Genomic DNA, 9,565 nt, shown 5'->3' on the forward strand with positions numbered 1-9,565 from the left:
ATCATACCTTTTGTAAAACTGTTTACCTACGCACAATTAAAACGAATTTCTAGTTTAACTGATATTAGTTTTGAGTTGAACAAGGATTCTGAACTTCAGAAAGAAATTGGGTTAATGTCGATCAGTAAATCCCAATTGTCAAGGAAGTTAAGTCACATTTCTCCTTCTATCTTTGAAGCCGTACTAAAACATCTCATACAACAGGTACGTCAAATATATGGGGTGGGCAAAGGGAATCAAAAGCTTAGAAAGCTGCATCTTATCGACTCATCAACAATCACCCTTAGTCTCAAGGAGCATCCTTGGGCACCTAAGAATCGTTTTACTTCTGGTATCAAACTGCATACACGCGTGGTGTTTCATGATGATGTTACATACTTAGATGATCTAATTGTTACACCTGCAAGACCATCTGACGTAGCACAGTTAGATGGTCTCTTAGTCAATATACCTGGTACCTTCCATGTTTTTGATCGAGGGTATTTTGACTTCAAGAAGTTCGACAGACTCTGTTCAGAAGGAATTCGGTTTGCCACACGGATTAAGGAGAACACGGTGATTGAAGTGGGAGAAGAAGTTCCAGTGCCAAAGAACTCATCCATTCTAAGAGAAGCTGTTGTTTTTCTAGGGAAAATGAAACATCCCCTTCGTTTAATAGAAACAGTGGATAGCGAGGGAAAACAAATCCAAATTATTGTTAATGATGCTAAAATCCAGGCAGAGGAAGTAAGTACTATTTATCGAGATCGTTGGAAAATAGAGCTGTTTTATAAGTGGATGAAACAGCATATGGTATTAAAAACGATGTATGGTAAAAGTCAAAATGCAGTACATAACCAAGTTTATATAGCGATGATTGCCTTTTGTCTAACTCTATTATTACAAGCTAATTTAGAGTTTAAAGGTACCTTATTAGTGTTAAAAAAGCATATTGCAAAATTTGTATTAAATAAATATACAGAATTAAAGGAGGAATTATTTAAGCCTCCTTCTAGACCCTCTGCAGGAAGAAAAAGGTATGATCATGAACAAGTATTTAAAGAAATAGTGATAGACGTGGAAGCAGGAGAATTTAGAGAATAATAATTGATCGTAAATTAATGTAAAAATATGGATAAAGGACACCTTCTATGATGTCACTTTAACCTTTTTTTCTTTTCTCGGGGATTTTACGAGTCAGAATATTCACTAATTTTAAACCAGGTCAATTTCACTGACAAATTTTTCATTTGACTTATCTGCAAAACTTTGATGCAACGCTAGTGTAATTTTCTAGTAAACAAGGAAAGCCCTTCTCAAAGAGAAGGGCTTTCCTGGGGGATGTTCTATTCATATCATGGGAGGGGATATAGTTAAGCTACTACTAAAACAATATAATATCGAAAACACTATGTCAATAGTGAAAACTTTTTTTCAAGGAGTTATTATGAAAGAAATAATCAAAGAGTATATTGAAGCCTCCCCGGAGAAAATGATTTCATATGCTGAGTATATGGAACTTGCACTCTATCAACCGGAGGAAGGTTATTACATAAAGGAACGCCAAAAAATAGGGAAAGAAGGGGACTTTTATACTTCAAGCAATGTGTCCGATGTATTTGGCAAATTGATAGGCAAATGGTTTGCGAAAAATTCAAAAAGCCTTGGCTTGCCGCCAACTGTTTGTGAAATAGGAGCCGGGAATGGCCGGTTTGCACGCGCTTTCATTCAAGGGTGGAATGAATTGAATGATGAACACCTTAGCTATTGTGTCGTTGAAGCGAGTCCTTATCATCGAAGGCTTCAGGAAGCAGAATTGTACGGTCTGGAAAATGTGAGGATACTTTACGCTAGTACATTTGCAGAAACAGGCATGAAACAAGGACTGATTTTTTCAAATGAATTATTTGATGCTTTCCCTGTCCATGTCGTTGAAAAAAGCGAGGGTATTGTGAAAGAAGTTTTCGTAGGCCATAACAATGGACAATTGAAAGAAATCATGGTTCCGGTAATGGATGATCGGATTACCGCTTTTTTAAATGACCAAGAGCTTGAACTGCAAGAAGGGCAAAGGATTGAGATTCCGCTTGCCTTTGAACCCTTCATTAAATCTATCTCTGATAACTTAATGAAAGGCCTCATGGTGACTGTGGATTACGGATACACGAATGAAGAATGGATGCACCCATCACGGAGGGGCGGAAGCTTAAGGGGATATTACCAGCACCAGATGCTTCATGACGTTTTGCAGCATCCGGGAGAGATGGATATTACCAGTCATGTGCATTTTGATGCACTTAAGTTAATTGGAGAGAAATACAGTCTGAAATTTGTGCAAAAAATGAGACAAGACGAGTTCCTCATGGCTGCCGGCATATTAGAAGAGCTTGCGGAACATAATGACCACAATCCGTTTTCTGAAGCAAGTAAGCGGAATCGCGCGATCCGGAGTTTGATTTTGCCAGGAGGGATAAGCCAGTCCTTTGATGTCGTTGTCCAGGCGAAGGGTCTGGATCACCAGGCTGGAAAATTATTTTAATATACGCGTGGAAAATAAAAAAAGCGATGTATAAACATCGCTTTTTTTATTTGAGCGTAACAATTGATCAATGTCCAGTTCCACCTAAGGGCATCATAAATGTTGACCAGTAAGTAAATCCAGCAAAGAAAATCGTTAAGTATGCGCCGAAGACGTAAATGTACATACGCTCAGACAGTTTCAAGTAACTTAAAAGCAAGAAAAATCCAGTTTGACCAAAGAAAATCAAGGACGTCGTATACATGTCACCTAAGAAAAACATGACAGCAAAGATTCCCGTCCAGAATCCTAAAACTCTGTACATACGATCCAAAGATATCCCTCCTTTACCCTACAAGTCCATCACTATCATATTATAAAGTAAAGTGGAGTAAAAAGTAAACAACGATTGATTATTGTGCAATAACAGCTTGATATGAACAAGAGTCGCAGCCTGTAAACATGTTCTCTTTTTCGATCAGTTCGATCTCACCAAATAGTGATTCGAACATACCGCGCAAAAATTCATAATGCATATTGCACACTGTTTCTGTATGCTCCATTGCCACTTCCTTGAAAGGACAGTTGAAGATCTGAAAGTAAATCTTAGTCTTTTCAATGTTAGGTTCGAATTCAGGATAAAAACCAGCAAGTGTCGCTGCATTCTTAATTGAGTTCAGTTTATGCTCGAACGTCATTTCAGCTGACATATGTGGGTGTCGGGATACTTCTTGTTCAATCAGTTCTTCCCCAAAACGTTTTCCTGTCATATACAATGCTTTCTTTCCTGCTTCTCCAAGCGACATCATCGTTGTCATCGCGATTTTGGACAATAGCTGATAATCGCGGAATGGGAAGTGAAGCTGGATCACTTCATCGGACAGTCGGTACAGTCTGCTTGGACGTCCCCCTTTGCCAGTCTTTTTTGTTTCTGAAATCAGCATGTTCACATCTTCAAGTTTCGATAAATGCAGCCTTGCCACATTTGGATGGATATCAAAATTGTCGGCGATTTCCTGTACGGTTACGTCCTTATGCCTTTTTGTAATGTATTGATAAATATAATAACGCGTTGGGTCAGACAAAACACTTGTAATTTTTAATGTTTGCTCCACCTTAGTTCACCTCAGACCACTAATTTGTCTTCATTATAATACAGAGGAAAATAAGGTTTACACTGTTTACACTATATGTTTAGAAAATGTTCACAACTAAATGGCGAAATGATGACAAAATAGTATACAAATGTTATACAAAAGTTATACAATATGTATATAAGATAATTTTGATCGCCAGGAGGTTAACTTAATGGAAGAGCTGACGTTTTATTCATATCCAAGCTGTACTTCATGCCGTAAAACAAAAAAGTGGCTGGTTTCAAACAGCGTGAAATTCAATGAACGTCACATGTTCAAAGATACTCCATCAAAAAATGAATTGCTCCAGATTTTATCGCTGACGACTGAAGGCTTTGATGAACTGCTGGCAACAAGAGGAGAAACTTATAAAAATTTGGGGGTGGATATGGAAGATCTGCCGCTTTCAGAAGTAATCAGACTCGTCATAGAAGAACCGAAGCTGCTTAGACGTCCGATTTTAACTGATGGGAAAAAGCTGATTGTTGGATTTAACCCTGATGCCTTAAAAAAAATTGCGAAATAAATGAAAAAACGGAAGCGTGGCGCTTCCGTTTTTTGTGTACTGGGCTAGCTGGATTCGAACCAACGCATGACGGAGTCAAAGTCCGTTGCCTTACCGCTTGGCTATAGCCCAATAATATGACTTGTTGACGTTACGATAGTTATTATGAATTGAATTGTCACCTTTTATACACATTTAAGTCGGATTTTTTGAAGGAAACAAAACGATTGTGGCGAAATCTCTTTTTATAACCGAAAAAGGTGGTGCATCCTTATTGTTAAATCAATTGAACAGTTAGCGGAAAATGTCTTAAAAGATGCTTTAAGAAGTGGTGCGTCGGACATTCATATTATCCCACGCGAGAAAGACACACTGATTAAATTCAGGCTCGGTAATCAGCTGCTTCCCCGGTACACGCTTGAACAAGCTGATTGTGAGCGGCTCATTTCCCACTTCAAATTCACAGCTTCAATGGATATTGGTGAAAAAAGACGGCCACAAAGTGGTGCTTTTACCTATCAATATCAAGAAATGAAGATAGGCTTAAGGATTTCCACGCTTCCAGCATACCAGAGCGAAAGCATGGTCATTCGTCTCCTTCCCGAACAAAACCAAACTCCTTCATACCAAATATCATTATTCCCATCCACATCAAAAAAACTTATTTCCCTATTAAAGCACGCACATGGCTTGATCATTTTTACTGGCCCAACAGGGAGCGGTAAAACGACAACATTATATTCTATGCTTTCTGAGACCTCGGATTTGGTGAATCGTAATGTCATTACGCTAGAAGATCCAATTGAAAAACCGAGTGATACAGTGCTGCAGGTCCAGGTCAATGAACGGGCTGGAATTTCATATTCTGCCGGCTTGAAGGCAATCCTCCGGCATGATCCGGATATTATAATGGTTGGGGAAATACGGGATAAAGAGACGGCTGAAACGGCTATAAGAGCCTCTTTGACAGGTCATTTGGTACTAACAACGATGCATACGAGGGATGCAAGAGGAGCAATTTACCGGCTGATTGAATTCGGGATTAATTGGCTTGAGATTGAACAGACATTGATCGCAGTAACGGCGCAGAGACTCGTTGAATTGACATGTCCTTATTGCGAGGAGACATGCTCGCCATTTTGCTTTTCAACAGGCAGCGGTAAGAGGGGAAATGTTTTCGAAATTCTTACGGGGAAGGATTTATCTGCGGTACTGAAGGAAGCAAGAGGGGAGCTCCAGAGCTATCATTATAAAACTCTCAAAGATGCGATCCGTAAAGGCATCGCCCTGGGTTTCATCAAGGAATCAGAATACCAGAGGTGGGTTCTCAATGATGGAGAGTAAGTGGCCTGTCGCTGAACAGGCCCGGTTCCTCAAAAGGAGTGGGGAACTGCTGTCGCGAGGTTATTCTTTGGCGGAAGCGATTGAATCCATGACTTTTTACTTGGAGAAGAAAAGGAAAGAGGAGGTCAAAAGAAGCATTGAAAAGCTGCGTGAGGGATTTCCCTTTTATTTGATCCTTGCAGAATTGAAATTTAAAAAGGACTTGGTCAGCTATGTTTACTTTGCCGAGCAGCATGGCGGACTGGCCCGTACCTTAACAGAGGGCAGCGACATGGTCCTTAAGCGGGAAGCCGACTACCAGAGATTAAAAAGGCTCGCTGCCTATCCAATATTTCTAGTAATGCTTACATTAATTTTATTTTTTTTCGTTAACAAAATCTTACTGCCGAAATTCCATTCACTTTTTACAGACATGAATCTTGCCCCGAATATCTTTATGAAAACCATCGCGGCGGCAGCCGATATCCTTCCTTTCGCGCTCTATTTTCTTCTAAGTCTCACTGCATTGCTTGCCTTATACTACATCTTTAGCTTTAAGAACCTTCACCCACTAAAACAAATAATGAAGCTTGTGAAGCTGCCGTTTGCTGGCAAATTTGTCAGGCTTTTTTACTCACACTATTTCTCGGTTCAGTTAAGCTATTTGTTTTCTGGCGGCCTTTCTGTGCTAGCTGCATTGAAGGTGTTCGAGCAAAACCACCATGAACCTTTTTCAAAGGAAATAGGAAAGGACATGATTTCGAAATTGGCTGCTGGCCAGGATTTTGACAGAGCAGTTGGAGAGTATCCATTTTTTGAAGAAGAGCTGCCGAGGATCATCAGGCATGGGCAAAAGAATGGCAAGCTCGATCAGGAGCTTTACTTTTACAGCAGGCACTGTTTGAAAGAACTTGAAGAAAAGTCGGAAAAAGCGTTGAAGACAGTGCAGCCTATTTTGTACAGCTTCATAGGCCTGCTTGTCGTTTCGCTGTATCTAGCTATCTTGTTGCCGATGTTCCAGATGATGAAAGGAATTTAATAACTTTTTAATGCGAAAAAATAAAGGAGAATACATGATGAAAAATCAAAAAGGTTTTACTTTGATAGAAATGATGATTGTTTTGCTCGTTATCTCCGTTCTTCTTATCATTACAGTCCCAAATATTTCTTCACATAGTTCAAATATCAATACAAAGGGCTGCGAGGCATATATGAAAATGGTCGAGGCCCAAGTTCAGGCATATAAAATAGATAAAAAAGTGACTCCTACCTTCGCTGAGCTTCATAGTGATGGATACTTAAAAAGTGCAGATGCCGCTTGTCCAGACGGAACTCTTATTGAAATTACTACATCAGGGGCAGTGCAGAAGAAATCAACGACTGGAACCGGCGGATGAATCACTCTGGCGGTTTTACAATGGTCGAAATGCTGATTGTGCTTTCAGCCTTCCTGATGCTTTCCCTCACATCCGCATTCCTGTTTTCACCCCAAAAGGACATGCTTGAAAAGGATCTTTTCTTTTCACAATTTAAATCCGACCTTCTATACAGCCAACAATATGCGATTTCCCATCAAGAGACAATTACGGTCCATATCATGCCGGAAAATAATTATTACTATATCCGGGGAACGGATTATGCTGCTCCGTATTTGGCCCAGAGACATTATTCATCCCAAATCAAGTTGCAAAAAGGCACGATGAATCTATTATTTCACTACATGCCGGATGGGAATATCGATAGCTTCGGGTCTATATATGTCACTGAAGGTTCAAAGAAATACAAGTTGATGATCCAAATTGGAAAGGGCAGGTTTTATGTTTTGGAGGAATGATGGATTTTTTCTTAGTGAAATGCTGCTATCACTGGCTGCGTTTTTGATGGGTAGTGCAATATTGCTCCCGATTGCCATTCATATCATCAACCAGACAGTGGAGTCCGAAAAAAGTGCGGCAGCGAGTAATTTATTGTATGACGAACTGATGTATTTAAAAATTACAGGAACCAATTCTGGCAGAAGACTCATTGAACAGAATGGCGACCATTATGAAGTGGTGGTAACTAAGATTGAGGAAGATTCTTCATGGGAGGTTTGTATTTATTATGATATCGCTCAGAAGCAATATGAAAAATGTGCTCCCGCAGAGTGAACGAGGCTTCACCATGGTTGAGATGCTTTTATCTGTTCTGCTCTTTTTGCTGATTGCCTCGATGCTGCCTTTAGGTATGAAAATCATCCTTAATTACCATGCAGCTGATACTGCAGTGAGGAAAATGGAATGGGAGGTCTTCAGCAGCCAAGTAAAAAAGGAAGTCCGATCAGCACAGCAATTGACTGTCCAGCCTGATAAGCTTCTGATGAAAATCGATGGCCAATTCATTCTTTATGATAAATATGCTTCAAGTATGAGGAGGAGAGTGAATTACCAGGGTCATGAAATCTTGGTGCAAAATTTATCAAGCTTCAGCTTCGGCAAAATAGCTGATGGTGTAGAGATAAAGGCTAAGGATGTACAAGGAAAGGATTATTCTGTTAGGATCCACCAATTTCACCAAACCGGGGGTGTAGAGCCATAAATCAAAAAGGGTTTGTTTATCCGTTATCTATGATCCTTTTAGTCTTGATATCAATCTTTTTGCTGATAGTGACAGAGAACTATCTTGCAGGGAAAAGATTCGCAAAAGAAACAGAGACAATACGGCTGCAAGAATACTATTTGCTCTGTTCGGTCAAACAGGCTGAGGCCATGCTGCGGGATGGATTTTTTCCGGATTCAGGAATTATGAATTATGAGTTAGGCCATGTTACATTTCAAAAACAAGCTCTATCAGGAAGTGTGGAGGAAGTGACCTTTAATCTTAAGCTGGACAGTGGGGAGAAAGCTCTTGGCATTGGCCAATATGACAAGGTTACTGGTGCGATGGTAAGATGGAGAGAAAAGAACTGATGGGTGATTAAGAGATATGGAAGCTATATATTTAATTGGGTTCATGGGGTCTGGCAAGACTACCGTATCACAGGAATTGGCCGAAAATTTGGAAATAGCTGTATACGACACAGACCGCGAGATTGTCAAGCTGGCCGGCAAGACTATAAATGAAATTTTTGCAATTGATGGTGAAGAAAAATTCCGTGTTCTTGAGTCTGAAGTTTTACATTCTATGCCTTTAGCTGATGCCGTTGTCTCCACTGGAGGAGGAATTATTGGCTCGGAAAAGAACAGGTTGCTCTTAAAAGAAAAAATGAATGTAGTTTTCTTGAATGCGGATTTCAGCACCATTATGGAGAGGTTGAAAGATGATGATACCAGGCCGTTATTAAGTCAAGACAATATGGAGGCTGCAGAAAAACTGTACAACCTCAGGCTGCCATTATACCGAGAGGCGGCAAATATTGAGGTTGATGCATCCGGTAAAACAGTTTCAACAATCGCTGATGAAATCATCCAGCGTATGAAAAAGTAAGTCATGGTTATACTTGATAACGTATGAAGGATGGTGTAACCATGAAAACAAATGATTATGTTAAATACCTTACCCAGACTGTTGTAAAATATATTGACCAACCAAAGGAAGAGCGCAGGAAGATGAAGCAGGCGAAAAAAGAAGCAGAAGCTACCTTTATGTTCAGGTGGTTTGGTATCCTGCCGTTCATGTTGATGTCGAGCATAAAAAAGAAAAAGAACAAATAAAAGAACAAAAAATTGGAAAGCCCGGCTAAAGCGATAGCCGGGTTTGTTTTTGTTAAGGAATTTATAAAGTTATTGAGGTGTAGATAACTCCATGTAGTTTTCTTAATCCACTCCAGCGCCTAACCCCTCGAGTCGCTTGTCTAGTTGCGGCTCCTAACTCCTCGAGACGTTTCGATCCTGTCAATGAAGTCAAAGACCGACTTCACTGTCAGGCCCTCAAATGCTTGTCGGAGTTGGGCAGTCGCCTATACTTTTCGATTTCGGTCCGCCAAATGAAGTCAAAGAACGACTTCACTGGTCGGCCCTCCAGCGCTTGTCGGGGCTAAACAAGGCGCTTGCGCTTTTTGTTCTGACAGAAGATGTTACTTCCAGAAAAGGACGGGAATTATAGTAAAAAACATCGGTTGGAGGA

The 9,565-nt window shown here is 40.1% G+C and carries 14 protein-coding genes and 1 tRNA gene; 12 read left to right on the forward strand and 3 right to left on the reverse strand.

The genetic code is table 11. From position 1 onward, the window contains the following. Positions 1-1,083 (forward strand): IS4 family transposase (locus tag ACH0QE_RS20645; RefSeq protein WP_415802347.1); only part of this gene is annotated, 1,083 nt, incomplete at its 5' end. Between the two features lie 343 nt (positions 1,084-1,426). Further along, positions 1,427-2,518: a class I SAM-dependent methyltransferase gene (locus ACH0QE_RS20650; RefSeq protein WP_415802348.1), complete on the forward strand. Its 1,092-nt coding sequence runs from the start codon at positions 1,427-1,429 to the stop codon at positions 2,516-2,518. A 67-nt stretch (positions 2,519-2,585) separates the two neighbouring features. Here the strand turns inward: ACH0QE_RS20650 and ACH0QE_RS20655 are convergent, their stop codons facing one another. Together ACH0QE_RS20655 and ACH0QE_RS20660 are read right to left on the reverse strand one after the other, a co-directional pair. After that, the gene (locus ACH0QE_RS20655; RefSeq protein WP_023627332.1) at positions 2,586-2,831 is read right to left on the reverse strand and encodes a DUF2626 domain-containing protein; all 246 of its coding nucleotides are present in this window, start codon (positions 2,829-2,831) and stop codon (positions 2,586-2,588) included. A gap of 79 nt (positions 2,832-2,910) precedes the next feature. After that, positions 2,911-3,612: a helix-turn-helix transcriptional regulator gene (locus ACH0QE_RS20660; protein WP_415802349.1), complete on the reverse strand. Its 702-nt coding sequence runs from the start codon at positions 3,610-3,612 to the stop codon at positions 2,911-2,913. 193 nt (positions 3,613-3,805) lie between these two features. Between ACH0QE_RS20660 and ACH0QE_RS20665 the strand changes: the two genes are divergently transcribed. Continuing rightward, a complete protein-coding gene (locus ACH0QE_RS20665; RefSeq protein WP_415802350.1) occupies positions 3,806-4,159 on the forward strand; it encodes a Spx/MgsR family RNA polymerase-binding regulatory protein in 354 nt (117 codons plus the stop codon). Positions 4,160-4,198: 39 nt separating this feature from the next. Here the strand turns inward: ACH0QE_RS20665 and ACH0QE_RS20670 are convergent. Then, a tRNA-Gln gene (locus ACH0QE_RS20670) sits at positions 4,199-4,270 on the reverse strand. Between the two features lie 153 nt (positions 4,271-4,423). Between ACH0QE_RS20670 and comGA the strand changes: the two genes are divergently transcribed. From comGA to ACH0QE_RS20715, 9 genes are read left to right on the forward strand one after another with little or no spacing between them, the layout of a single operon-like run. Beyond that, entirely contained in the window at positions 4,424-5,482 is a 1,059-nt protein-coding gene (gene comGA, locus ACH0QE_RS20675) for a competence type IV pilus ATPase ComGA (protein WP_415802357.1), read from the forward strand. Then, positions 5,469-6,500: a competence type IV pilus assembly protein ComGB gene (comGB, locus tag ACH0QE_RS20680; RefSeq protein ID WP_415802351.1), complete on the forward strand. Its 1,032-nt coding sequence runs from the start codon at positions 5,469-5,471 to the stop codon at positions 6,498-6,500. Before comGA ends, comGB begins: the two co-directional genes overlap by 14 nt. A gap of 37 nt (positions 6,501-6,537) precedes the next feature. Beyond that, entirely contained in the window at positions 6,538-6,858 is a 321-nt protein-coding gene (gene comGC, locus ACH0QE_RS20685; RefSeq protein WP_415802358.1) for a competence type IV pilus major pilin ComGC, read from the forward strand. Between the two features lie 20 nt (positions 6,859-6,878). Next, positions 6,879-7,295, forward strand: coding sequence for a competence type IV pilus minor pilin ComGD (comGD, locus tag ACH0QE_RS20690; RefSeq protein ID WP_415802352.1), 417 nt, complete (start codon positions 6,879-6,881; stop codon positions 7,293-7,295). Then, the gene (locus tag ACH0QE_RS20695) at positions 7,279-7,611 is read left to right on the forward strand and encodes a hypothetical protein (RefSeq protein ID WP_415802353.1); all 333 of its coding nucleotides are present in this window, start codon (positions 7,279-7,281) and stop codon (positions 7,609-7,611) included. Before comGD ends, ACH0QE_RS20695 begins: the two co-directional genes overlap by 17 nt. Next, the gene (gene comGF, locus ACH0QE_RS20700; protein ID WP_415802359.1) at positions 7,586-8,038 is read left to right on the forward strand and encodes a competence type IV pilus minor pilin ComGF; all 453 of its coding nucleotides are present in this window, start codon (positions 7,586-7,588) and stop codon (positions 8,036-8,038) included. The genes ACH0QE_RS20695 and comGF overlap by 26 nt, the downstream gene beginning before the upstream one ends. Before the next feature lie 44 nt (positions 8,039-8,082). Then, on the forward strand, positions 8,083-8,409 hold the full coding sequence (gene comGG, locus ACH0QE_RS20705) for a competence type IV pilus minor pilin ComGG (protein WP_415802354.1): 327 nt from the start codon (positions 8,083-8,085) through the stop codon (positions 8,407-8,409). A gap of 16 nt (positions 8,410-8,425) precedes the next feature. Continuing rightward, positions 8,426-8,926, forward strand: coding sequence for a shikimate kinase (locus ACH0QE_RS20710; protein WP_415802355.1), 501 nt, complete (start codon positions 8,426-8,428; stop codon positions 8,924-8,926). A 41-nt stretch (positions 8,927-8,967) separates the two neighbouring features. Further along, positions 8,968-9,153, forward strand: a complete 186-nt coding sequence (locus ACH0QE_RS20715; RefSeq protein WP_415802356.1) for a YqzE family protein — start codon at positions 8,968-8,970, stop codon at positions 9,151-9,153. The last annotated feature ends 412 nt before the right edge of the window (positions 9,154-9,565 follow it).

This window comes from Mesobacillus sp., from assembly GCF_047739415.1.
Lineage (GTDB): Bacteria > Bacillota > Bacilli > Bacillales > Cytobacillaceae > Mesobacillus.

Excerpts from the sequence above, each read along its gene's own strand:
- ACH0QE_RS20650 (WP_415802348.1), top strand. The coding sequence starts at position 1,427 with ATGAAAGAAATAATCAAAGAGTATATTGAAGCCTCCCCGGAGAAAATG.
- ACH0QE_RS20665 (WP_415802350.1), top strand. The coding sequence starts at position 3,806 with ATGGAAGAGCTGACGTTTTATTCATATCCAAGCTGTACTTCATGCCGT.
- comGB (WP_415802351.1), top strand. The coding sequence starts at position 5,469 with ATGATGGAGAGTAAGTGGCCTGTCGCTGAACAGGCCCGGTTCCTCAAA.
- comGC (WP_415802358.1), top strand. The coding sequence starts at position 6,538 with ATGAAAAATCAAAAAGGTTTTACTTTGATAGAAATGATGATTGTTTTG.
- comGD (WP_415802352.1), top strand. The coding sequence starts at position 6,879 with ATGGTCGAAATGCTGATTGTGCTTTCAGCCTTCCTGATGCTTTCCCTC.
- ACH0QE_RS20695 (WP_415802353.1), top strand. The coding sequence starts at position 7,279 with ATGTTTTGGAGGAATGATGGATTTTTTCTTAGTGAAATGCTGCTATCA.
- comGF (WP_415802359.1), top strand. The coding sequence starts at position 7,586 with ATGAAAAATGTGCTCCCGCAGAGTGAACGAGGCTTCACCATGGTTGAG.
- ACH0QE_RS20710 (WP_415802355.1), top strand. The coding sequence starts at position 8,426 with ATGGAAGCTATATATTTAATTGGGTTCATGGGGTCTGGCAAGACTACC.
- ACH0QE_RS20715 (WP_415802356.1), top strand. The coding sequence starts at position 8,968 with ATGAAAACAAATGATTATGTTAAATACCTTACCCAGACTGTTGTAAAA.